Origin of the sequence: Actinomadura sp. 6N118, assembly GCF_044326415.1 — a bacterium.
In the GTDB taxonomy this organism is placed as follows: Bacteria; Actinomycetota; Actinomycetes; order Streptosporangiales; family Streptosporangiaceae; genus Spirillospora.
On sequence record NZ_JBIRAZ010000006.1, the window covers coordinates 478,671 to 499,549 of the forward strand.

General features: G+C 67.9%; 15 protein-coding genes and 1 pseudogene. 9 read left to right on the plus strand and 7 right to left on the minus strand.

Annotated elements, in window-relative coordinates; all coding sequences use genetic code 11:
- The first annotated feature begins 444 nt into the window (after nt 1-444).
- Entirely contained in the window at nt 445-1,191 is a 747-nt protein-coding gene (locus ACH34W_RS18630) for a hypothetical protein (RefSeq protein ID WP_395962165.1), read from the plus strand.
- A gap of 21 nt (nt 1,192-1,212) precedes the next feature.
- Here ACH34W_RS18630 and ACH34W_RS18635 read toward each other — a convergent pair whose 3' ends face one another.
- Nucleotides 1,213-2,073: a hypothetical protein gene (locus tag ACH34W_RS18635; protein ID WP_395962166.1), complete on the minus strand. Its 861-nt coding sequence runs from the start codon at nt 2,071-2,073 to the stop codon at nt 1,213-1,215.
- A 587-nt stretch (nt 2,074-2,660) separates the two neighbouring features.
- Nucleotides 2,661-4,364 (minus strand): hypothetical protein, encoded by a 1,704-nt coding sequence (locus tag ACH34W_RS18640; protein WP_395962167.1) that lies wholly within the window; start codon nt 4,362-4,364, stop codon nt 2,661-2,663.
- Nucleotides 4,365-4,373: 9 nt separating this feature from the next.
- Between ACH34W_RS18640 and ACH34W_RS18645 the strand changes: the two genes are divergently transcribed.
- A complete protein-coding gene (locus ACH34W_RS18645; RefSeq protein WP_395962168.1) occupies nt 4,374-4,505 on the plus strand; it encodes a hypothetical protein in 132 nt (43 codons plus the stop codon).
- Between the two features lie 117 nt (nt 4,506-4,622).
- Here ACH34W_RS18645 and ACH34W_RS18650 read toward each other — a convergent pair whose 3' ends face one another.
- Both ACH34W_RS18650 and ACH34W_RS18655 read right to left on the minus strand, forming a co-directional pair.
- The gene (locus tag ACH34W_RS18650; RefSeq protein ID WP_395962169.1) at nt 4,623-6,818 is read right to left on the minus strand and encodes a S8 family peptidase; all 2,196 of its coding nucleotides are present in this window, start codon (nt 6,816-6,818) and stop codon (nt 4,623-4,625) included.
- A 240-nt stretch (nt 6,819-7,058) separates the two neighbouring features.
- Nucleotides 7,059-7,733, minus strand: a complete 675-nt coding sequence (locus ACH34W_RS18655) for a hypothetical protein (RefSeq protein WP_395962170.1) — start codon at nt 7,731-7,733, stop codon at nt 7,059-7,061.
- Between the two features lie 205 nt (nt 7,734-7,938).
- Here ACH34W_RS18655 and ACH34W_RS18660 point away from each other — a divergent pair, with 205 nt between their 5' ends.
- Nucleotides 7,939-8,448 carry a hypothetical protein gene (locus tag ACH34W_RS18660; RefSeq protein WP_395962171.1) on the plus strand — a complete coding sequence of 170 codons (510 nt, stop codon included), beginning with the start codon at nt 7,939-7,941 and terminating at the stop codon, nt 8,446-8,448.
- Nucleotides 8,449-8,689: 241 nt separating this feature from the next.
- Here the strand turns inward: ACH34W_RS18660 and ACH34W_RS18665 are convergent.
- The 3 genes and pseudogenes from ACH34W_RS18665 to ACH34W_RS18675 form a co-directional block, all read right to left on the minus strand.
- Nucleotides 8,690-9,085: pseudogene (locus ACH34W_RS18665) on the minus strand (transposase); the annotation flags it as partial.
- 259 nt (nt 9,086-9,344) lie between these two features.
- On the minus strand, nt 9,345-9,953 hold the full coding sequence (locus ACH34W_RS18670) for a dihydrofolate reductase family protein (RefSeq protein WP_395962172.1): 609 nt from the start codon (nt 9,951-9,953) through the stop codon (nt 9,345-9,347).
- A 76-nt stretch (nt 9,954-10,029) separates the two neighbouring features.
- Entirely contained in the window at nt 10,030-10,662 is a 633-nt protein-coding gene (locus ACH34W_RS18675) for a dihydrofolate reductase family protein (RefSeq protein ID WP_395962173.1), read from the minus strand.
- 351 nt (nt 10,663-11,013) lie between these two features.
- Here ACH34W_RS18675 and ACH34W_RS18680 point away from each other — a divergent pair, with 351 nt between their 5' ends.
- The 6 genes from ACH34W_RS18680 (at nt 11,014) to ACH34W_RS18705 (ending at nt 20,812) form a co-directional block, all read left to right on the plus strand.
- Nucleotides 11,014-13,806, plus strand: coding sequence for a BTAD domain-containing putative transcriptional regulator (locus tag ACH34W_RS18680; RefSeq protein WP_395962174.1), 2,793 nt, complete (start codon nt 11,014-11,016; stop codon nt 13,804-13,806).
- A gap of 192 nt (nt 13,807-13,998) precedes the next feature.
- On the plus strand, nt 13,999-14,505 hold the full coding sequence (locus ACH34W_RS18685; protein WP_395962175.1) for a hypothetical protein: 507 nt from the start codon (nt 13,999-14,001) through the stop codon (nt 14,503-14,505).
- A 288-nt stretch (nt 14,506-14,793) separates the two neighbouring features.
- On the plus strand, nt 14,794-15,270 hold the full coding sequence (locus tag ACH34W_RS18690) for a hypothetical protein (RefSeq protein ID WP_395962176.1): 477 nt from the start codon (nt 14,794-14,796) through the stop codon (nt 15,268-15,270).
- 123 nt (nt 15,271-15,393) lie between these two features.
- Nucleotides 15,394-15,888 carry a hypothetical protein gene (locus ACH34W_RS18695; protein WP_395962177.1) on the plus strand — a complete coding sequence of 165 codons (495 nt, stop codon included), beginning with the start codon at nt 15,394-15,396 and terminating at the stop codon, nt 15,886-15,888.
- A gap of 62 nt (nt 15,889-15,950) precedes the next feature.
- Nucleotides 15,951-16,508: a tyrosine-type recombinase/integrase gene (locus ACH34W_RS18700; RefSeq protein WP_395962178.1), complete on the plus strand. Its 558-nt coding sequence runs from the start codon at nt 15,951-15,953 to the stop codon at nt 16,506-16,508.
- Nucleotides 16,509-18,043: 1,535 nt separating this feature from the next.
- A complete protein-coding gene (locus ACH34W_RS18705) occupies nt 18,044-20,812 on the plus strand; it encodes an AAA family ATPase (protein WP_395962179.1) in 2,769 nt (922 codons plus the stop codon).
- Nucleotides 20,813-20,879 lie beyond the last annotated feature (67 nt).

Genomic DNA, 20,879 nt, shown 5'->3' on the forward strand with positions numbered 1-20,879 from the left:
TGACCACCTCACCAATCCGCACGTGACGGGCAACGACTGCCCGGTTTGGCATCGCGTGCTCATGGATGTGCCTAAAACGCCGCTCATCTGTGTAAATCAGTCGGCCCCTGGCACTTCACCTGCCCGCCGCCCCATTTCTGCTGACAGCCGAGGCGAGGGCGTGTGAGCGTCACGGCGCTTGTTGGCCCAAGGGAATCGGTACGCACGCGGGCAGCGCTACTCATGTGGCGGTCTGGTACGGGCTGCCAATCGGGCGCCCAAGGGCGTGCCTAAGAAGTGTCTAAGTGGATCGGTTGCCTGGCTGGTGTGCCGTCCGAGACGGGTGGACCACGCAGAAACCCGTCATGCCCCACAATTCCCATCACCCGCATCACCCGACCATTCCCGCCGTGCCGAAGTGTGTGGGCTTGCGCGCTCGGCCGCGGGTGAGCCAGCCCGCAGGGGTTGTGCGGCGACGATCTGCTCCGCCAGCTGCACGCCGCCGAGGGCGGGCCGCTGGACAATCCACGAGCCGCCACCGCCCCGGACGCGTGCTGGTCGGGTTTCGACGGCAGCATGCACGTCTCCGCCGACGCAGACCTGATCGCCGATGGCATCCTGATCGAGTTCAAGATCACCCGCCGCGTCCACGACCTCCCCCTGCCGGTCATCTTGCAGCTGCTCGGCTATGTACTGATGGACTTCGTCGACCGGTACAAGATCGACACGCTCGGTGTGTACCTCTCCCGGGCCGGCGCGCTCATCACCTGGCCGCTGGAGGACTATCTGGCGCTGCTCGGAGCTCGCCGCCGGAATCTGACCGAACTGCGGGCCGTGTTCGCCAAGCTGCTCGCCTACCTGGGCTGCCGTGCCGCTGACGACCCTCTGCCCGACCAGCTCGACGGCGTCCGGCAGTTGCTGGCCGGTCTGGCCCCGGTCATCCCCGCCGGATGCTGCCGCGTCTGTGCCCAGCCGCCGGCCAGCCCCATCCTCGGCGCCGGCGTTCCCGTTTGTACTGCTCAACATTCTGCAGCCAGCGTTCGGCGACCCTGCGCCGCCACGGCTGGCTATAACGGCGTCGAGCTGCGCATGCGGCGGCCAGTCACCATACGCGCTGATCGCCGACATCGCGGTGGTGCTGGCCGGCCGCGGCCAGCGGCACGTCCCGCCACCACAAGACAGGCAGCAGCAACGCCTCGCCTCATATCTTGATCGAATTCCCGGCGCGGGACACTAGGACTTGAGGAGCTCCAGCACTGCCTGATCCCCCTGTTCTTCGATGAGATCCGTCGTTGAGTCCGCACCTCGGTTGGAGAGGACGTGTCTCCTGAGGGCCTGCAGGAGCTTGACGCCTTCGTCGCTGCGGCCGTAACCGGGGCTGGCGAGGATGAGCTCCCACAGTTGCTGTGCCTGGGGGAAGGTGTCGGGGAGGCCGCCTTCCTCGATGCCCATGGCGGAGCCGATGATCTTCCAGACCCCCATCCAGGCGAGGAGAGCCTCGCCCTGCGGGATCTCTATGTCCTGTTCCTGCATGCTCGCCAGAGGCGAGTAGGAGAAGGTCAGTAGCGTGTAGGCGAGGCTGACCTGGTTGATGTAGGGGTGTTTCTGAAGTTCCTGGTTGTCGTCGGCGATCGTGGTGTGACGCTGGCCTAGAGCCTGGTAAGCGACCAACAGGCCGTAGCCGCCGGATCCTTCGGCGAAGCCGTCGCGCACTCTGTCCATGATGTCGTCGGTTTTGCTGAGACGCTCTCCAACGAACTGCTCCTCGGCGAGCCGCCTTGTCTTGACCAGCAACTTCGCGCCGTCTATATAGGCGTAAGTCTGCGGGAGGGATCGGGCCAGCAACAGGATGCTGTACGTCTGATCCATCATGGTGTTGGCCGCTGCGAACCCATCGATCAGGACGAGATAATGCTTCGCCACCTCAGCTGAGAGCGAATCACTCTGGACGAGGTCTTCGAGAAGAGCCTTGTTGCTCCGTACGTTGTCACCGAGCGCGTCCATGATCGGCTTGAGGGCTCCGTACAGGGTCCCCTGCGCGCTCTGTGGCCTCTTGCGAGCTTCCGCCAGCTGGTCCTGGGTCGTCCACACCATCGGACACCTCCTCGTGCCTGGATTACCCGCAAGTCAAGCGGCCATTGGGGATCGGTGGCGGCGCGGCGGCTGACCGTGTCCGGACGCCCCGAAGACCTCGCAGCCCACGTGTGCCGGGCGAGTGCGCTAGCCGCAACCGGCCACGCGAACCGGGCGCAAGGAGCTCGGCCTTCCACTGCTCGGTCAGCCGGGCGATGCCCCAGGCCGACAGATTGGCGCTCGACCCAAGGAACTGCCCGAGCGCGGGCACGAAGTCCCTGGAACGACAGGCCGTGCAGGCGCAGCACCTCGGTCAATTTGGAGGTCTTGCGGCACCACGGCGGCAGGATCACGGAAGAGAACCCCTTGCGCTCACCAGCGGCCGGGCCGGTGCGCTTGTCGTTGACTCGCGGCGCCTTCACCTCTGCCGCTCCAATCGAGGTGAGGGCCTGGTGAAGTGCATGTGGAAGCGTGGGGTGGGCCGCCAGCGCAGAGACCGATTTGTCGCCGGGCCGGGCCAGCTCCACAGCGCGGCGCCGGAACTCCGGCGGGCGAGGTGTAGGCACGGGAAGCTCACGCCAGATGTTCCGTGTCCGGCCGAAGCTCACTCAGAATCGGGTTGTTCCTGGGCCTCTTGCCGAGGAGGGCGGCTCCGCCGCCTCTCCGTTCCAGGGCCGGTCACCACGGGCTGCGGCGAACAGGTCCCCGATCGCCGCGAGCTTCTCGCGTAGCGTCGGGTCGAGCGAGATCAGCAGGTACAGCAGCGCCCACAACGCGGCACCGGCTTTGGCGAGGGCGTAGTGGTCGGGTTTGAGGTCCAGCAGCGGCTGGGCGGCCACCACCATCACGATCGGCGCGACCGCGATCAGCGCCGCCCGCAGCAGGCGTACGGCAGTGGTGAAGCGGCTTGGGCGGGGCAGATCCGCCGCCCCGGGCTCGACCGTCGGCAGCTCACCCAAGTTGCCGGTGGCCAGCGCGGCCAGGGTACGAGTGAGTTGCGCCTCCAGATGCTCCCAGCGGCTGGCGGTCGGCGCGGCGACATCACGCTTGAGTTCCCGCACAGCGGTTGCCGCGGCGGCGCAGTGGCGATGAACCCAGGCCCGCGTGGCCGGATCCCGCCCCGACACCTGTCCCATGAGCGGACCTTCGATGAGGCGGGCGGTCCGTTCCAGATGCCTGAACAGGGCACGGCGCTGCTCCACCGGGCAGTGCCCTTCGCCGCAGCGGACGTCGGCGCGCAGCTCCAGCAGGCGATCGATCGCCGCTGCCTGCGGGTGCCGGGCTTCCCGTCGGAGCAGGTCGTAGGTCGCCACCAGATTGAGGGCCTGCGGAACGGCAGCCAGCACGACGGCGGTGAGGAGCCCAGCTCCGGCGGCCCACGCTATGGGCCGCTGACCGAGATCACCTGCCCGAAGCAGCCCGATCCCCGCGCCGCACCACAGCACGACCAACGGAACCGACCTTCGCACGCCGGTCCAGAACGGGATGCGTGGCTGTCCACGGAAAACAGCGAGCGGTATCGCCGCGGCACTGACGACGGCGACGCCGGTACCGGCCAGTGCCGCCGGCACGGAGAAACCGGTGGCGAGCGCGACGGCGACGACGGTCGCGACCAGGACCAAAAGGAGCCTGCGTGCGGCGTTCCGCCACGATTGCCACACGGCTGTCACGGTGCTGAAGGAGCGGGCCCACCCCAGCAGGTAGGTGTCAAGGGACCGCTGGATCTGGGTGGCAGCGTCGTCGCCCATTCCCGGCAAGGAGGCGATTTCGGCATGGTGAACCGACCAGGAACGCCACAATCGCAGGCAGTTGCGGTCATGATCGCGTACCCGGTCCCGACAGAGCGACAGCGGGCCGCCGGTCAGCAGCCAACTGGTCCGCCGGGCGCGTCTGGCGGCAGGATCAAGACCGGCGACATCCCCATAGGCATCCAAGGCCAGGGCGCGCAGCCCGGCCCGGCGGTACACCGCAGCCCGTACCTGCCGGATCTTGGGGTGTGCGTCGTCCGGGCGGGTTTCGACGACGTGCAAGGCCTGGCGGAGATACGACAGGGTGAGAGCACGCTCAACATGGCCGACGACTTGATCCGGGTCGTCGGGCGCCAGCGCCAGGGCCTGGGCCGAATGTTCCAGCGCCTGGCACTCCATTCCTTTCTCGGCCTCCAAATCGGCCAATTTCACCAGCACCCGCGGGTGCGGGCCGTGCTCGGTCAACTCGGCCCTGAGCAGCTCGACGGCCTCCAGCCAGCGACCCTGCTCATCGAGCTCGGTGGCCGCCACAAGACTGTCGTGCCTGGTGTTGTCGTCGCCCATGAGGTCACCGTGATGCTTGCCCCTCAGCGGGCCGGGGCCCGTCACATTCAGGTCAACGACTCGGGGGCGGTCGCGGGCAACGACCTCCACCAGTCGGGCACCTACGTGGCCGGCCGAGACCTCCACATCGGAGAAGCCTGACGACCGCGCCACCACCTGCCGCCCCCTCACCGAGCCAGGGGAGATAAGAGACGGCCGGGGCGTTCTCGGCATGTCGAGAACGCCCCGGCCGGATGTGGGGGCCGGTGAGCGTGAGGGCTAGCGGATCACGGTCAGCGTCACGCCGTTGTTGTCGTACGACACCTTGAACCGGTGGCCGTCCGCCTTCACGATGCTCCCCTGGGGCAGTCCGTGGAACGCCCCGCGGACCGCCTTGCCGCTGATGATCGTCAGCTTGGCGCCCGGGGTCAGGGTGCCGTTCACGTCCAGGTCCAGCTTCCCGCCCAGCGCCAGCCCCCCGGTGGCACGCACGCTCGTGTGGTCGCCGCCGGAGATGGTCACGGCGAGGCGGCCACCCCGGCCGATGCGCACGTCCCCTCCGACGTTCAGGACCTTGCCGACGACGACGCGCTCGTTGGCGGCCTGCTCGGCCTCCTCGGCCGAGACGCCAGGCTGGAGTGCGCCGTCGGCGACGTTGACGTCACCGGCCACGGTGCCGCTGCCGCCGAGCGTTCCGCCGCGCACGTTGATCGAGCTGGCGTGCGAGCCGACGACCGAGAGCTTGCCGTCCAGGACCGCGCTCGTCCCCTGCCAGGTCTCGTTGCCTGCGAGGAACAGGGTGCCGTTGCCGCGCTTGCTGAGGCTGCCGGTGTAGGCGCGCGCGTCGCGCGCCTTTTCGCGCCGGGTGCCGACCGCGTAGCCGAACTTGTCCTTCTCGCTCGCGTTGGCGGGCAGGCCGTGCGTCCAGCCTCGAGCGGCCTTGGTCGCCTTCCACTCGGCGGCCTCGGCGGCGTCCTCCTGCTTGCGCGCCTGGGCGGCGACGTCGGAGATGTCGTTCGACCACACGTCGCTGTATCCGCGCGTGTTGATGTCGACCGGTCCCAGCAGCTGGCCCGGGCCCTTCATGGCCTCGCGCAGGCTGACCGTGTGCCAGCCGTTGCGCTTGTCGGGAAGCTGGACGATCTGGCCGCGCGTGGGGTTGGGAACGTGGTTGCCCTGCGCGTCGCTGACCGTGTTGTTCTGCCGGCCGGTGGTGAACATCGTGTGGAGCGCCTGCGTGTTGGTCATGTACGGGAAGCGCTGCATGATCAGCGACAGCGCGGCCGCCGAGTGCGGTCCGGCCATCGATGTCCCCGAGGCGGAGCGGTAACGCGCCTGCGGCACGCCGTTGACGACCTCGACCCAGGTGCTGTTGATCGACCTGCTCGGCGCGGTGACGCAGGACCACTTGGCGACGCCGCACTGGTTGAACTCCTGCTGCCCAGGAACCAGCACCGAGCCGTCCGCGTTGAACGTCCGGCCGGTGGTGGGGTTGATCCCGGAGGTGGTATACCAGCTTCCCTCCAGGTCAGGCCGGTAGTACGGGGTGGCGGCCCGGGCCGTCGGGTTCGAGACGCCCGCGTTGCCGGCGGTGAACTGGAGGATCTTCCCGGACCGCGCGACCCGCATGGCTCCGTTGAGCCAGTGCTTGGTGTTGCCGTTGGCGTCGGCGACGCCGTCCGGGGTCGACAGGTAACGCCACGCCGCGTTCACGCCGAAGGTGGCCGGGGCCCCGGGCGGCGGCTCGAGCGTGTTGTAGTTCTCGGTGGACGGCGCGCTGCCCCAGCTGCTGGTGATGATCCTGACGGGCTTGCCGTTGGCCGTCTTCGCCTTGTTCACGGCCTTGTAGACGTTGGAGAGATGGGCGTTGTCCAGCGTCTGCGCGACGGTCGCGTCCTTCGGCACCAGCCCGTAGAAGACGCCGTCGGTCTTGGCGGTGTTGCCGCTGTACACGTTGCCGTTGAACGCGACGCCGTGCATGTTCGCGGCGGGCCCCTCCGGCTGCTCTTGGCCGACGCCGTCGCGGCTCGCGGCCACGGTCCCGCTGACGTGCGTGCCGTGGCTGTCGTTGAACGCCGGGTCGTACCAGCCCGGGGTCGGGCCGGTCTTGCCGCCCTGCGCAGTCACCGAGAAGAAGCGGTCCCCGACCTTGTACTGGGTGCCGAGGCTGCCGTGCTCGCGCACATGCCCGGCGAAGACGCCCGAGTCGACGACGCCGATGTTCTGGCCCTGACCGGCGTATCCGCCGGCGTAGGCGTACTCCGCGCCGATCGACACCAGGCCGGCGTCCCGGTTGAACTCGGGGGTGCGCCAGCTCGCCGGGTCGCCGAGGCGGCCGGGATCCCCCTCATACGACTTGATCGGCGGTGGCTTGTAGGGCTGTGCCATCGCCGACTGCGCGACAACGAAGGGCAGCATCCCCATCGAGGTCAGCGCCACCATCCGTGCCGTCCGCACGCGCTTCCGGGTCGCCATCGGCCACCTCCAAGGTCGAAACCGTGCGAACGTATCTCCGCGACCAAATGCGATCAAGGTGATGGTCGATAACAATCTGGGCCTTCGGTGCGTAACGGTGACGTGGTGCGGCCGCCGGTGATGTCACCACGCGACGGTCGGGGCCGAACTGCCCACCGCCATCCAGACCGGGCGGCACTGCTGCTACCGCCCAGCCTGAGAAGTGCCGCACAATGACGAACCGGATGTGGTGAGCGCTGCTCAGCCGGCGGAGGGGTTCTCGTAGCGGGTGATGGCGTACGCCGCGGCGGCGAATCCTATGGCGGTGAGCGTCCAGGCCAGGCCGTCCAGGGCGGCGTTCGGGATGCCGGCGGCGAAAACGGCGTGCAGGGGCTGGGAGACGATCAGAGCGAGTGCGGCCCAGGCTGGGATGGTCTTGCTTCGCCAGAGGGCGATGCCGAGCAGGATGACGCCGAGGATGTGGCCGAGGACGAAGAAGACCGTGGCGAGTGTGAGGGCCGGCAGACCTTGCACGTCGTCCAGGAGCCGGGCCGTGTCCGCGGGGTCCAGTCCGGCGCGGGCAGCTGACAGCGCGACGTGGTCGACGATCGAGACGGAGTACATCGAAGCGAATCCGGCGACGGCCAGAATCATGCCGGCCATCCCCAGCTTCGGGCTGTGCCGGACGGCGAGCAGGCCGACCGCGATCGTGCTCGGGACCAGCGTCAGGGTGGCCAGCAGAGTCAGCCAGAGCACGAGGCTCTCAGCGCTTTGATCAGCGGCGACGCTGCCCGCGAGTTCTGCGGATTTGTCAGTGGTCGAGTAGGGGAGGAGGACGCGCAGGGCCGCGACGGCCAGTGGGCCGATCGGGATCAGCAGTGCGAGTGCGGAACGGCTCAGCGGTGTCCGCACAGCCATGGTCGTGGTGGGGGTCATGAAGTGTGTGCCTCCAGGGTTGGGATGCCGACGCGGCCAGCCTCCGCCCCTGCCAATCCCGAACGCATGAGCACGGACTGCCGGAGGGCCGGGAGAGTCTCCCGGTCGTCCTGGGTGCGCACACCCAGGACATAACGGGGAGACCGGGCCCATCATGTGGTCATGACATCGGCCGGTTCCCCTGCCGGCCGCCGGGCTCTTCGCCGTGGCCGTCGCCGAGGTGCTCGTGGCGGTGATCGGCGCCGCCGCGGCCGGGATCGGCTGGGGCGAGGCGCTGGAGCGTTTCGTCGTGACGAATTCGGCGATCGGGCTGTCGTTCGCGATCGCCGGTGTCCTGGTGAGTTTTTCCAGGGCCTGGTCACCCAAGATTTCGGGAACACCAGTGCCCTTCCCCATCTTGATGATCCGCGCGTGGGCCGCCGGATCGTCGCACAGGACAGGCGCGTACTCGGCACGGGTGTACATCACTTTGCCTTGCGGAGTGGTGTGCATCGGTGATGGCTGCACCCGCAGCCGTACGCAACCACCCGTGGTGAATTCGGTGGGCTGCTTGTTCGCAGGAGGTTTTGGCTTCTCGTCCGTCAGGACCGCGCGCACGAAACCGATGACCGCGAGCCCGCCGACGATCAGCAGGACGGCCAGGGCGGCACCCAGCAGGCGCGTGCCACACCCCGCCGGGGCCGGGCCGCGAGGCGGCGGCGGGCCGGGCGAGTAGCGGGAGCCGGGGAACGGCGGCGTGCCCGGAGGGTGAGGCGGCTGCGTCATGTGCACTGCTCGCTTCAGCTCAGATGGCGCAAGCCTCCCGTCACTGTGGCCACGACGCAACCCCTGACTGGCGTCCGCCAGTAGGGATGGGCAAGGAGTCGGCGGCTGGCGAGCTGGCCTGCCGGGCCGTTACGGCGGGTTGCCTGCCTTGGCGTGGATGAAGGGCAGGAACACCTCGTCGACGATGTGCGCGGGCCGGGCCCCGGCCGACTGTCGGGAGTACCGATCACCCCCGCCAGACGGTCCTGCACGTACTCCCGCAACCTATCGTTGGTGACCAGCTTTGCGGTCCTGGGCCTGCTCGCCCGCCGATCGCGATGCCACTGCGCGGCCACCGCCCGATAGACCAGATTCCCACCCCGTGTCGCCGCGTTGCGCCGCAACTCGCGGGAGATCGTCAAGGGTGATCTGCCCAGGTGCCGGGCGATCTGGCGGACGCCATATCCATAGGCGCGACAGATCGCGATCTCCTCCCGCTCGGCGAACGACAGGTAGCGGCCGGTGTGCGGATTGAAATCCGAGGGTGGGAGCCCGCCAGCCTCACGGAACCACGGCGTCCCCACGGCTGGCGACCCACCCACCCGAATCCAGCCACCGCAGGCCGCGTGGTCGTCGCCATTGTCCGCCGTTTCCTCGAATCACTTGTCACCACGACCGCAGGTAACGACCACCCCACCGAACCTGACCAGTGATCGTAGCGAAGTGGTTTTCCGGGGTCCGCGGGGAAGTCATCCTGTCCTTCCCCGCGAACCGAGGAGAATGCGAAGCCCGCCTTGGACGGTCGTGGCTCTCCCGGCAGATCTGTTGGCAGCACGGTGTCACTCGTGTGCGACACCGCCGTTCGGATCAGGTGAGCACACGATAGGTCACGTGTGTGACCGAGCTCGCTGCCCGCGATTCCACCTGCTCGAGATTCAGGGGCGGAACACCATCGAATAGCCGAGCGCCGGCGCCGAGCGTGAACGGCACGATGTGCAGCCGCAGTTCGTCGACCAGGCCGGCGGCGAGATACTCATTGATGGTGATCGCGCCGCCATGGATGGAGACATCACCGTCCCCGGCCGCCTCGCGCGCCTGGGCCAGTGCCGATTCGATTCCGTCGGTGACGAAGTGATATGTGGTGCCGCCATCCATCGGCTGCGGGTTGCGCGGGTAATGGGTGAGCACGAAGACCGGGGCGTGGAACGGCGGATTATCACCCCACCAGCCCTTCCATTGCCGGTCCCACTCACCACGCACTGGGCCGAACATGTTCCGCCCCATGATGACTGCTTTGGCGGCGTTGATCCGGTCGATCTCGGTCCGGTTCTCCTCGGGGTCGTCGAACATCCAGGCGTGCAACCTGTTGCCCCAGCCGTCACCGCCGTCGTCACCGAACGGGCGCTTCTCCGACTGGTTTGGCCCAGCCGAGTAGCCATCGGCCGAGATGGTTTGGTCGCAGATGACCCTGCTCATGTGTGCCTCCTGCCAGGTCGAACAGGCGTGTTCTGGTAGTGCATGTCATTCCGGTCCGGTTCTTGGTCGAGGTGGTTCAGGCGCCGGTACGGGTGAAGGTCACGTGCGTGACTCCGCTGGGCGAGGATGTGGCCTCGACCTGGTAGTCCTTCTCCAAGCCCTCCAGCCCGTCCCAGAGGCGTACACCCCGGCCGAGCAGGATCGGGACCACCACTATGTGCATGTGGTCGACGAGCCCGGCGGCAAGGAAGTCGCGGATCACTCTGGGGCCTCCGCCGAGGCGTATGTCCTTATCGCCGGCGGCCTCGCGCGCCGTCTTGAGGGCTTCGGCGGGTGAGGCGTCGATGAAGTGGAACGTCGTGCCGCCTTCCATCTCGATCGACGGGCGGGTGTGATGGGTCAGGACGAACACCGGTGTATGGAACGGCGGATTGGGACCCCACGCGCCCTTCCACTGCGGGTCATCGTGCCATCCGGGGTGGCCGAACTTCCCGGCACCCATGATCTCGGCACCGATCCCCGGATCGTGCTGCTGGGTGAAAGCGTCATCGACGCCTCCGCTGCCGCCGGGCTTCCACCGCCGGGTGTTGAACATCCACTGGTGCAGCCTGTCTCCGGCATGACCGAAATGTGCCTCGCGGCTCTGTCCCTCACCGGTGCCGAAACCGTCGAGCGAGATGCCGAAGTTGTGAACACGGACACGTGACATGACTTGATGCTCCTTCGATAAATCGGGGTGTGGATTCCCTTGCGATCCCGACCTCGGTCAGGCCTGGTAACGGCCGGTGCTGTGGCCTCGCCGTCCGAGCCCCTCCCGGCCATTCACTCGTGGAGCCGTTCCCACCTTTCCCGACGGGCGCCTTGGTCCCGACGTTCGGATATCGTCACGTCCAGGAGCACCTGACTCATCGCGGGTCTCCTTCGCTCCATCGGCGCGCCGTCCTACCGCCTCCCGAGGACGGCATGTGCGGGATGATCGCCAGCTTGGCGGACCGCAAGTGACAGAGTTGTGTCAGTCCCGTGACATCGGCTGCCGGCCTAGGAAGGGGGCGCGATCTGCGTGCTGACCGTCGAGTTGCTTGGGCCGTTGCGCGTTACGCTGGACGGGCGGCAGGTCGAGTTGCCGGGCGTCCGGCTGCGCGCGTTGCTGGCCGTGCTGGCGATGTCGGCGGGCCGTACGGTCCCGGCGGACACGCTCGCCACCGCGGTGTGGGGGATGGATGCGCGCGGCGACCCGGGGGCCAACGTCCGTACGAGTGTCAAGCGACTGCGCGGCGCCCTGGGGATCGCCGGCAGGGAGCTGATCACCGCCCGGCCGGGCGGTTACCTGCTGGCCACCGAGCCTGATCACGTGGACGCGCTCCGCTTCGGCCGCCTGCTCGATGAGGCCGCGGCGGCAGCGGATCCGGTGGCCGAGCGGTCCCGGTTGGCCACCGCAATGGCACTTTGGCGCGGCACCCCCTTCGACGGGATCCGATCGGACTGGCTGGAGCACTCCGTTGCCCCGGCATTGGCCGAGCGGTACCTGACCGCGCTGGAGCGGCGGGTCGACCTGGACCTCGCGAACCGACAGCATCCCGACCCGGCCAGGCCGGTCGACCCGGTCGAGCTGGCCGAGCTGGTCGAGCTGGCCGAGCAGCATCCGCTGCGAGAGTCCCTCTGGCTGCGGCTGCTGCGGGCCTTCGAATCAGCGGGCCGTCCCGCCGAGGCGCTGGCGTGGTACGAGACGATCCGGCGACGGCTCGCCGAGGAACTCGGCGCCGATCCCAGCCCCGAGCTGCGGCAGGCCCACGCCGGCCTGCTGACCCGCGGCGCCCCGTCCGAAGGACGCGCGGTGCCCAGGCAACTGCCCCCCACCGTCGACGGATTCGCCGGCCGGGAGGCCGAGCTGGCGGCGCTGGACGCGCTGCTCGGCCCGCCGGGCGAGACCAGATCCAGGTCGCCGCTGATCGTGGTGATCGCCGGCACGGCCGGCGTCGGGAAGACCACGCTGGCCGTGCACTGGGCGCATCGGGTCGCCGGGCGGTTCCCGGACGGTCAGCTCTACGTCGGCCTGCGCGGGTACGACCCGTCAGGAGAGGCCGTACCACCCGAGGCGGTCATCCGCGGGCTCCTTCACTCGCTTCAGGTGCCGCCGCAGCAGATCCCGGACGACCCGGCCGCCCAGGTCGGGCTGTATCGCAGCCTGCTGGCGGACCGGCGCGTGCTGGTGCTGCTGGACAACGCCCGCGAGGCCGGCCAGATCGCCTCGCTGCTGCCCGCCGCGCCCGGCTGCCTGGTCGTGGTCACCAGCCGGGATCACCTTGCCGAATCGGTCATGGCCTACGGCGCGCATCCGCTCACCCTCGACCTGCTGCCGCCGGACGAGGCACGGCGGTTGCTGACCGCCCGGCTCGGCCGGAACCGGCTCGCCGCCGAGCCCGAGGCCGTCGAAGAGATCGTCCGCCGCTGCGCCGGGCTGCCGCTGGCATTGGCGATCGTCGCCGCCCGAGCCGCGATCCATCCCCGGCATTCGCTCGACGCCCTCGCCGGTGAGCTCGCGGACGCCCTCGGCGCGCTGGACTGTGCCGTCGACGTACGGGCGATCTTCTCGTGGTCGTACGGGACGCTCAGCGAGGCAGCGGCGCGGCTGTTCCGGCTGGTCGCCGGGCTGCACCCCGGCCCCGGCAGCGCGGTCACCGGCGCCGCCAGCCTGGCAGGCATCCCGGTCTCGCGGCTACGGGGACCCCTGGCCGAACTGACCCGCGCCAACCTGCTCACCGAGCACCCCCCGGGCCACTACTCGTGCCACGACCTGCTGCGCGCCTACGCCGCCGAACTCTGCGAGGCCCACGACGCGGACCGAGAGGCCGCGCGGCACCGCATCGTGGACCACTACGTCCAAACCGCGTACGCCGCTGTGCTGCCCCTCCACGGACACATCGAGACCGTCGCCCCCGCCGCGCCCCTCCCAGGCGTCTCCGTCACCGACTTCGCCGGGCCGGACGAAGCGATGGACTGGTTCACGGCCGAGCGTCCCGCCCTGCTCGCCGTCCTCAAGCTCGCCGCCGAACTGGGCCTGGACCGGCAGGTCTGCCATCTGGCACGGTCGCTGTTCGTTTTCCTGCAGCGGCAGGGCTACTGGCTCGACCAGGCCGAGACCCAGCAGACCGCACTGGCCGCCGCCCGGCGGATGGGCGACCCGGTGGAAGAGACCCACGCGCACCGCAACCTGGCCTGGGCCCTGGCCGACCTGGGCCGCTTCGACGACGCCCACCGCAACCTCGACGCCGCCTTTGACCGGTCATACGACGACCCCATCGGTCAGGCGTGGACGCACTACCATCGCGACCTCGTCTTCACCATCCAGGGCCGGGAGGCCGACGCGCTCGACGCCGCCCGCCGCGCCCGCGACCTGTTCGACCGACTCGGCGACCAGGCCGGCCAGGCCATCGCGCTCACCAACCTCGGCTGGCACCACGGCCGCCTGGGAAACCACCGTCAGGCCCTCAACCTGCTCGAGCAGGCTTTGGTCCTGCATCAGAAGTTCGGCAACCGTTCCGCGGAGACCCATACGTTGTCATGCCTCGCCGACACCCACCTCCAGATGGGCGACCCCGCCAGGGCGGTCCCCTGGTACCGGCAGGCCCTCGACCTGTTCCGGGAGATCGGGGACCGGTACGGCGAGGCCAGTACCCTCGCCCACCTCGGCGCCGGGCACCGCCTCGCCGGCGACCACGCGACCGCCCACCGGCACTGGCGCCGAGCCCACGACCTGCTCGGGGACCTGACCCCTTCTGCCATCGACCAGATCCATACGCAGCTGACGTCCATCGACGAGTCCGTCGCCGATGCCTTCCGCCGGCACTGCTGACAGAAGCACCACGTTCAGCGCCGCACGCAACGTGACGCGGATCCGATCCAGCGTGGCGCGTTCTGCGCCGGATCCGGAGGTCTTTCTTGCAGTGATCGATGCGGCCGATGCCGGCTGTAGGTGCCCGGCTCCCGTGATGATGTGTTGTTATGGTGGTTCACTTGTCACAATGGACGATTTCGTATGGCATGGATGAGCACTGACGCCTCCAGAATCGTGGGTAGCGACTTCCTCAGAACCATCTCCCGTAATGATCTCATTCCGGATCTTCAAGGCCCCATAGATCGTGGCTGGACGGTTTCCGACGGCGCGACCCTCCTGAGGGCCTGGCGCGAGAGCTATTTCGGAGAGAGGGGGCGATTCTCTGAAGTGATCGACTACGAGGCGGCGGTCAACGGCCGCGGCATACCGGATATGGATTTGGATGCTGTAGGTGAGGCACGTGTTGTGCACCTGCTGCGACGTGGCGTGGCGTTCGCATGGGCAGCCCTGTGCAAGCAATACCGTGAATATCCAGGCATTAGAATGGCCGGATATATTTCCGCTGCTCCAACCCTGGTAGACCCTGATCATTTCACGGGGAATGTGACCTTTTGCACAATGAGGCCGGATCGGGCCGCGTATATCGATCCGGACCGCACTGCGGGCGATATCGTCATTGTGCTTTTCACTGAGGATTGCAAGGAGTACCTGCCTTGAGGCAGGGGCGAGGGTCATCCCACGCGCTGACATATCAGGCGCCATGCTCGGCTCACGGATCAGGAATCGCGCCCTACGATGTACGGTCATGGGGGCTGCGGCTCGCTGCGAGGAGCAGGTGCTGCGGCCGGTGACCTTGGCCTAGGTATCGTCCGGCACAGGGGGCCGCCGCCACGAGGTTTCGAAAGATCTGCCTCGTTGTGTGCAGCAGCTGAACAGCAAGGTTGGCGATCTAAGTGAGCGGTTGGGAATTGACTGTTAATCGGGAATGGTCAAAAGGTGGGTCGAGTGAAATATGTGATCGTTGAGTGGATTGACGATGACGACTACCCCGCCTACCGGCTGGATCCCAAGCCGTACCTGGAGAGGTTGCCTCAGCTCGCGGAAAAATTGCCGAGCGGTGCCCGTGATTTCGTGCTGCAGCCCAGTCACTACGAGTTCGGTGAACCGAAAAGCGTCAAGAATCTAAAGGTCGCGGAGTTGGGGCTGTGGGCTGACGGCCAAGCTTCCATAGTCCTGCGCCTGTCGCCGAATCCGTGGATGCACACAAGTTTCTTGACTATTGAGTACCAAGGAGTCTCCGCTTGCACTATCGAAGTCGATGAGGACGAAGATGAGGAGTATCCTCAGGGTCTCGATAGACTGCTTCTTGACGAGATACTTCCTCATGTCAATGGCTGCACACACGAAATAAAGTTTACGGGTGGCCTCATCAATATCACCTGCAAGGACCTAACTGCCCGTTGGGAAGAGAAACGTCCATAAGGGCTCGACCCTTGGCTGGCGTCGTTGCGGTGTCCGTCGATCACGCCGACGGCCAGCGGGACGCCGTTGCGGTCACAGATCACATGGTGTTTGAAGCCTGGCCCGGGCACGCGCGATCGGAGATTGACCACCCGTAACCAAGCGTCATCCACGGTCCGTGGATACGCCAGCCACGTCCGCCTTTACCTGGCGCCCTGCCTCGGCAAGATCCTCCTTACCGACCTGGCAGTGCTGCACCTGCACGCGATGTTCGCCGCGATCGCCCGGCAGCACGAAGTACTGGGCACGCCGGTCACCGCGGCAACCCTCAATCGCATCCGCGCGACGCTGCGCGTCGCGCTCAACACTGCCGTCCGTCAGGGCTTGATCCGCGACAATCCCGCAGCCCAGGTCGAACTGCCCGGCGCGCGGCGCCCTCGAGCGGTGGTGTGGACAGCGAGCCGCGTCGAACATTGGAAACAGACTGGGGAACGGCCGGTGGTGGCGGTATGGACCGCCGCACAGACCGCGGAGTTCCTGCACGCCATTCGCGAGCATCGGCTTTACGCCGCGTTCCATCTGATCGCGCTACGAGGGCTGCGCCGTGGAGAAGCGGCGGGCTGCGCGGGTGCGACGTAGACCTGGACGAGGGCGTTGCCGTCATCACCCAGCAACTCCAGCAATGCAACGGGCATCTGGCGGTGTCACTGCCCAAGACCGCCCACAGTGCACGGGTGATCGCCCTGGATCGCACCACGGTCGCGGCGCTGCGCGCCCACCGTGACCGTCAACGGCGCGAAGGTCTCCGGCTTGGCGAGCGCTATCGAGACAGTGGCTATGTGTTCACCGGGCTGAACGGGGATCCGATGGCTCCCGACAGGCTTACCCGCACCTTTCGAGAGCTGGTCGCCGAACATGGGCTCCCGCCAGTCCGGCTCCATGACCTACGGCACGGTGCCGCCACGCTGGCACTCGCGGCCGGTGTGGAACTGAAGGTGGTGCAGGAGATGCTGGGTCACTCCAGCATCGTTCTCACTGCTGACACCTACACCTCGGTGCTGCCCGAAGTCGCCCACAGTGCGGCTGAGAAGACCGCTGCGCACGTCCTCGAGGCTGGAAGGCTCGTCCCCGGTACGAACCGGACGCGCCGACGCCCTCCATCACGGAAAAACCGCCGTGGGCGCAAGAACCGCAAGGGTCGTATAAGCCGATCGAGGGCGCATCCAAGCCGCCAGGTCGGCCGGCCCCAGCGGCGCTGATCACGCCAGCGCACGAGGGGCCCGCCGCTCCTGGGACGCATCAAACGAGCCTCTGAGCTCCCCCTTATTTCTGGCGTCGGCATAGCGAAGGGCTAACTGGAGATCGCAAGCGCGGTCGTACTGCCAGGCCAGCGCGTGATCACGCCTCCGCCCGAACCATGCTGAGACCCCTAGACGCCCATGCAGGGCGAGTCTGATCTGCGGGTGCCTCAATCGCGGCCCCAGGTCGGCCACTGCTCGGACCCATGCATCAGCAGCGGTAACCCGATCAGAGGGCGTTGCTGCAGGCTGAAACGGGTGCGCCGTCAGGGACTTGAACCCCGAACCCGCGGATTAAGAGTCCGCTGCTCTCGTGTCAGATCAGTGCTCTCAGTGTCAGTCTATACCGCCCTGTGCACGTCACCGCCCTGTGCACGTCCAGCCCGATTTTCATGCCGCCGCATGTCGCGGCGTGTCGTGCGGTACCTGGGACGCCGAGCAAACAACGAGCGAACATGGCCGGTCCGGACGAGCCGCCAACCGGGACCGCAGATCGGTCGCCGACCGTATCGGGTTTCGGTATTCCTACAGGTAGTAGATACGGACGAAGCCGCCGTGCCTCTGGTCGCAGCCCGGTGGTGGTCTACGGCTGAGGCGATCGGCTGGCTCGCATGGACAATCTCTGGCGGACTGCGAAAGCCCAGATCAGCGTCTAGGCGTGCAATATTGGCCCCCACACGCTCAAGCGGACTCGTGGCAGCATCCTCGACAGAGAGCAGAACTCGATCAGGTGGCTGGAGGGCAGGACGGTTCACCTGCCGCCGCAGTACCGCCACCTGATCACGCTCATCGCGTGTTCCCACAGGGAAAACCAGCAGGTCAAGCCTCGCATCGGGATTCTGAAGCCCCACAAGATCGCTCGGGTCGCCGACAAGCTCGGGGTGCATCGTGAAGCGTTGCGGACCTGGATCCGGCAGGCCGACGTCGATGCCGGCAGGCGCCCGTGGACCACGACCACCGACGCGCAGAGATCGCCGAGCTCGAGCGTGAGAATCGTGAACCACGGCGGGCGAATGAGATCCTGAAGGCCACAAGTGCATTTTTCGTCTGGGAAATCGATCCGAAACAGCCGCGCTGGTCGAGTTCATTTATCCTCACCAGGAGCAGACCGGTGCGGAGTCGATCTTTGCTGTCCTGAAATGTGTGCCGTCGACGTATTGGGCGACGAAGAAACGCGAGCTGAAACGTCGGCTCGCGCGGCGCGTGACGAACAATTGAAGACTTGAAATAAGGCGCGGGTGTGGGAGGGGTCAGACCAGCGGATGTGCGGGGCGCGGAAGGTATGGACGCAATTGAACCATGAGGACGCCCAGGTCGCCTGGTATACGCCCGACCCGCACAGTCCTGGGCAGTGTGGTGCCAACGAGAACACCTATTGGCGGCCGAGAGAATGCCATAGATGTGACAACCGCCACCATGGAATGGGTGGCGTGGTATAAATTACAAAGGATACATTCACGCTGGCGGGCATGTGCTGGATTGTGGGAGAGATGGGCATGCGGACGCGATCTGAGGTGACTCCAGCGCTGTTGGACCGGCAGCGAGAGCGCGCGGCGCTTGATGGCCTTCTGGGGGATCTGCGGTCAGGACGCGGGCGGGTGCTGGTGGTCCGGGGTGACGCGGGGGTGGGCAAGTCGGCGCTGCTGGAGTACCTGGCCGGGGCGGCGGCGGATATGCGTGTGGCCCGGGCGGTGGGGGTCGAATCGGAGATGGAGCTGGCGTTCGCGGGCCTGCATCTGCTGTGCGTGCCGCTCCTGGACCGGCTGGAGGGCCTGCCACGTCCGCAGCGCGACGCGCTGGGGGTCGCGTTCGGCCTGCGCGAGGGGGATGCGCCAGACCAGTTCATGGTCGCACTGGCGGTGCTGACCTTGCTGTCGGAGGTAGCGGAGGAACGGCCGCTGCTGTGCGTGGTCGATGACGCGCAGTGGCTGGACCGGGCGTCGGCGCAGGCGCTGGCATTCGCGGCGCGGCGCCTGCTGGCCGAGCCGGTGGGGCTGATCTTCGCCGCGCGCGAGCCGGGCGAGCAGTTCCGCGGGCTTGCGGACCTGGAGGTGGGGGGCTTGCCCGACCAGGAAGCCCGCACGCTGCTGCAGTCGGTGGTCCGGTTCCGGCTCGACGAGCCGGTCCAAGATCGAATTCTGGCCGAAACGAACGGCAACCCGCTGGCGCTGCTGGAGTTGCCGCGCGGGCTGGGCCCAGCGCAGCTGGCGAGCGGGTTCGGGCTGGTCGAGGGACAGGCGATCCCGGCGCGGATCGAGCAGGGTTTCCGCAGCCGACTGGAAACCCTCCCCGCCGATACGCGGTCGCTGATGCTGGTCGCGGCGGTCGAGCCGGTCGGCGACCCAGTGCTGGTCTGGCGGGCAGCCGAGCGACTGGGGATCCCGACTTCCGCCGCAGAGGCCGCTCAGACCGACGGGTTGCTACAGATCGGGACGCGAATGCGGTTCCGGCATCCGCTGGTGCGGTCTGCGGTGTACTCGGCGTCGTCGTTGCCAGAGCGGCGGGCGGCACACTGGGCCCTGGCCGAGGTGACCGACCGTGACCGTCACCCGGATCGGCGGGCGTGGCATCTGGCGGCGGCGGTGCTAGGACCCGATGAGGAGGTGGCCGCGGAGCTGGAGCGGTCAGCGGGCCGGGCGCAGGCCCGCGCCGGCATGGCCGCGGCGGCGGCGTTCTTGCAGCGCGCGGCCGAGCTGACGGGCGAGCCCGCACCGCGGTCCGAGCGCGCCCTCGCGGCCGCGCAGGCAAATCTCCAGGCCGGCGCATTCGATGCGGCGACCGAGCTGCTCGCCATGGCGGCGGCGGGGCCGTTGGATGAACTTCAGCAGGCCCGCGCCGCCCTGCTTCGCGGGCAGATCGCGTTCGCCTCCAGTGCGGGTGGCGACGCCCCGACGCTGCTGCTGAAGGCGGCCAAGCAGCTCGAGCCGCTGGATGTCGTGCTCGCACGCGAGACATACCTGGACGCGTGGTATGCCGCGTTGTTCGCCGGGCAGTTCGCGGGCGCCGGCGATCTGCACGAAGTCTCCCAGGCCGCCCGGTCAGCACCGCCGCCCGCAGGCGCGCCCCGCCCATCCGATCTGCTGCTGGACGGCGTGGCCGTCCTGGTCACCGAGGGACGCGCCCAGGCTGCACCCCTGTTGAGGCAGTCAGCGCGTGTCTTTGCCGAAGAAGAGATCACCATGGCGGAGCGCCTGCGGTGGAGCCCGATGGCCGTGGCCGCCGCGTCCTGGGTGTGGGATGAGGAGTGCTGGCATACCATTCAGGCCCGCGAGCTCCAGTTCTGCCGCGAGGCGGGCTTGCTCGCCCAGCTGGTGATCTGGGTGAACTCGACAGTCACCCTTGCGGTCTGGCGCGGGGATTTCGCCGTGGCCGCTTCGTTGATCGCGGAGGGGGAGGCGATCGCAGCGGCGACAGGGACCCGCTATCCCCCCTTCGGGGCCATATCGCTCGCCGGATTCCGGGGGGCAGAAGCCGAGGCCATCGAGCTGATCGATGCCGTGATCACGGATGCTCGGGCCGCGGGACAGGGCACAGGCATCCAATACGCGCAGTGGGTATCGGCCATCCTCTACAACGGGCTCGGCCGCCACGAGAAAGCCCTGGCCGAGGCGCAAGCCGCCGAGCAGGCGCCTGAGCTGCACGTCTCCATGTGGGCGCTGCCCGAGCTGATCGAGGCGGCCATCAGGACCGGGCAGACCCGGCTGGCTGCGGACGCGCTCGGCAGTCTGGCCGAGGCGACCAGCATCGGCCAGACCGACTGGGGACAGGGCATCTACGCGCGTTCCCGGGCGCTGCTCAGAGACGGCGAGGACGCCGAGCGCTGTTATGGCGAGGCCATCGACCGGTTGAGCCGCACCGGCTTTCGGCCCGAACTCGCCCGCGCGCACCTGCTCTACGGCGAATGGCTGCACGGAGAGGGCCAGCGGACCGACGCGCGGGCGCAGCTGCGCACCGCGCACGACATGTTCGCCGCGATCGGCATGCAGGCGTTCGCCGAGCGGGCCCGCCGGGAGCTGCTGGCCACCGGCGAGACCGTCCGCAGGCCCACCGCCGGCACGCGCGACCAGCTCACCCCTCAAGAGGCTCAGATCGCGCGGCTGGCCCGGGCAGGCATGTCGAACCCAAAGATCGCCGCCCAGCTGTTCCTCAGCCCACGCACCGTCGAGTACCACTTGGGCAAGGTCTTCGCCAAGCTCGAAATCACCTCTCGCCACCAACTCCGGCAGGCGCTGCCCGACAGCGGCCACGACGGGCCGATGGCATAAACCGGACGTCCACACTGTGGAAACCCGGCCCCCGGCGCGGGATTGGGGGTAGCGGTTGGTGGCTGCC

Bases quoted from the DNA above. Each gene is read 5' to 3' on its own strand.
- ACH34W_RS18685 (WP_395962175.1), top strand. From the start codon at position 13,999: ATGAGCACTGACGCCTCCAGAATCGTGGGTAGCGACTTCCTCAGAACC.
- ACH34W_RS18655 (WP_395962170.1), bottom strand. From the start codon at position 7,733: ATGACCCCCACCACGACCATGGCTGTGCGGACACCGCTGAGCCGTTCC.
- ACH34W_RS18670 (WP_395962172.1), bottom strand. From the start codon at position 9,953: ATGAGCAGGGTCATCTGCGACCAAACCATCTCGGCCGATGGCTACTCG.
- ACH34W_RS18675 (WP_395962173.1), bottom strand. From the start codon at position 10,662: ATGTCACGTGTCCGTGTTCACAACTTCGGCATCTCGCTCGACGGTTTC.
- ACH34W_RS18705 (WP_395962179.1), top strand. From the start codon at position 18,044: ATGCGGACGCGATCTGAGGTGACTCCAGCGCTGTTGGACCGGCAGCGA.
- ACH34W_RS18640 (WP_395962167.1), bottom strand. From the start codon at position 4,364: ATGGGCGACGACAACACCAGGCACGACAGTCTTGTGGCGGCCACCGAG.
- ACH34W_RS18635 (WP_395962166.1), bottom strand. From the start codon at position 2,073: ATGGTGTGGACGACCCAGGACCAGCTGGCGGAAGCTCGCAAGAGGCCA.
- ACH34W_RS18650 (WP_395962169.1), bottom strand. From the start codon at position 6,818: ATGGCGACCCGGAAGCGCGTGCGGACGGCACGGATGGTGGCGCTGACC.